Origin of the sequence: Streptomyces sp. NPDC018833, assembly GCF_044390825.1 — a bacterium.
Taxonomy (GTDB): Bacteria; Actinomycetota; Actinomycetes; order Streptomycetales; family Streptomycetaceae; genus Streptomyces.
On record NZ_JBIRZM010000022.1, the window covers coordinates 63,341 to 65,552 of the forward strand.

Below are 2,212 nucleotides of genomic sequence, written 5' to 3' on the forward strand. Positions count from 1 at the left end.
GGGCCGGGGGGGGGGGGGGGGGGGGGCGCCCCACGCGCGGGGGGGGGGGGGGCGCTCCACCCCCCCCCCCCCCCCCCGGCCGTTCCCGGGCGTGCGGAGCGCCGACCGCCGGTGTCAGGACGGCGCCGGGCCGCCCGCTTCCGGCACGCCGCTCTGCTGCGCCGCCTCGATCGACTTGCGCACCTCGTCCATGTCCAGCGCACGCGCCTGGCCGATCACGTCCTCCAGCGCGGCCTCCGGCAGCGCACCGGGCTGCGCGAACACGGCCACGTTGTCCCGGACGATCATCAGGGTCGGGATGGACCTGATCTCGAAGGCGGCGGCCAGCTCCTGCTGCGCCTCCGTGTCGACCTTGGCGAAGACCAGGTCGGGATGCCGCTCCGAGGCACCCTCGAAGACCGGCGCGAACTGACGGCAGGGTCCACACCAGGAAGCCCAGAAATCGATCAGGATGAAGTCGTTGTCGGTCACGACCTGATCGAAGTTTTCCTTGGTGAGCTCGAGTGTGCTCATCGCCTGTCTACCTCTTCCTGATGTCTGGTGGACTCGCCCCGCACAACGGCGCCCGGGGCCGTGCTATTCCTGCCCCTGCCCATGTGGCCAGGTCGCACACCCGGCAGCAGACTTGACCGTATGACCCAAGCTGTGGAGTACGACGTCGTAGTGCTCGGTGCGGGCCCCGTGGGGGAGAACGTGGCCGACCGGACGAGAGCGGCGGGCCTGAGCACCGCGGTGGTGGAGAGCGAGCTGCTCGGCGGCGACTGCTCGTACTGGGCCTGTATCCCGAGCAAGGCGCTGCTGAGGCCCGCGCTCGCCCGTGCCGACGCCCGACGGATTCCCGGACTGAGCGGCGTGGTCCAGGGGCCTCTCGACACCCCGGCCGTACTGGCACGCCGTGACGAGCAGGTCTCCCACTGGAAGGACGACGGCCAGGTCGGCTGGCTCGACTCGATCGGCGCCCGCGTCTACCGCGGCCGCGGCAAACTGCACGGCCCCCGGTCCGTCGTTGTCGACGGCCCGGAGGGCGAACACCATCTGCTGACCGCCCGGCACGCCGTCGTGGTCTGCACCGGCAGCCGGGCCGTCCTGCCCGAACTGCCCGGCCTGGTAGGCGCGCACGCGTGGACCAGCCGCGAGGCCACCAGCGCACGGGAGGCGCCCGGGCGGCTCGCGATCGTGGGCGGCGGAGTCGTCGGCGTCGAGATGGCGACGGCCTGGCAGGCCTTGGGTTCGCAGGTGACGCTGCTCGCACGGGGCGACGGACTGCTGCCGCGCATGGAGCCGTTCGTCGGCGAACACGTTGCTGCGGCGCTCAAGGAGGCGGGCGCGGACGTGCGGCTCGGCGCCTCCGTCGCGGCCGTCGACCGTCCGGGCGGCGGCAACGGCCCCGTGACGCTGGTCCTGGAGGACGGCAGCCGTGTCGAGGCGGACGAGGTCCTGTTCGCCACCGGAAGGACGCCGCGCACCGACGGCATCGGACTCGAGTCGGTCGGCCTGGCGGACGGCTCCTGGCTGTCCGTCGACGACAGCTGCCGCGTCGAGGGGACCGAGTGGCTCTACGCGGTCGGGGACGTCAACCGCCGCGCCCTGCTGACCCATCAGGGCAAGTACCAGGCGCGGATCGCGGGAGCGGCCATCGCGGCCAGGGCCCAGCACGTGCCCCTGCTGGAGAGCGACCGCTGGGGTGCGCACAGCGCTTCGGCCGATCGCCTGGCGGTGCCCCAAGTCGTCTTCAGCGACCCCGAGGCGGCGGCGGTGGGCCTCTCGCTCGCCGACGCGGAGAAGGCCGGCCACCGCGTACGCGCCGTCGACTACGACATCGGTTCGGTGTCGGGGGCAGCACTGTACGCGGAGGGCTACCGCGGCCAGGCCCGCATGGTCGTCGATCTGGACCGTGAAGTGCTGCTCGGCGTCACGTTCGTCGGTCCGGGCGTGGGCGAGCTGCTGCACTCGGCGACCGTCGCGGTCGCGGGCGAGGTGCCGATCGAGCGCCTGTGGCACGCAGTTCCGGCGTTCCCGACGATCAGTGAGATCTGGCTGCGACTGCTGGAGACATACCGGGGCTGATCCCACCGAGCGGTGGCCGGGGCGGGGGGGGGGGGCCGGGCCCCCCCCGGGGCGGGGGCGGGAAGCGGCTGGTACAACATATGCAGCGGCCCGCGGCCGCGCGTCCCGCCGCCCCCCCCGCGGGGGCCCCGCCCAGAAGGGCGCC

General features: G+C 73.6%; 2 protein-coding genes. One reads left to right on the forward strand and one right to left on the reverse strand.

Features of this window, described 5'->3' with window-relative positions:
- Window positions 1-114: 114 nt before the first annotated feature.
- Window positions 115-513, reverse strand: a complete 399-nt coding sequence (trxA, locus tag ACH5AF_RS31800; RefSeq protein ID WP_398906513.1) for a thioredoxin — start codon at window positions 511-513, stop codon at window positions 115-117.
- A 120-nt stretch (window positions 514-633) separates the two neighbouring features.
- On the opposite strand from trxA, the gene ACH5AF_RS31805 reads away from it, so the two are divergent.
- On the forward strand, window positions 634-2,067 hold the full coding sequence (locus tag ACH5AF_RS31805) for a dihydrolipoyl dehydrogenase family protein (RefSeq protein WP_398906514.1): 1,434 nt from the start codon (window positions 634-636) through the stop codon (window positions 2,065-2,067).
- The last annotated feature ends 145 nt before the right edge of the window (window positions 2,068-2,212 follow it).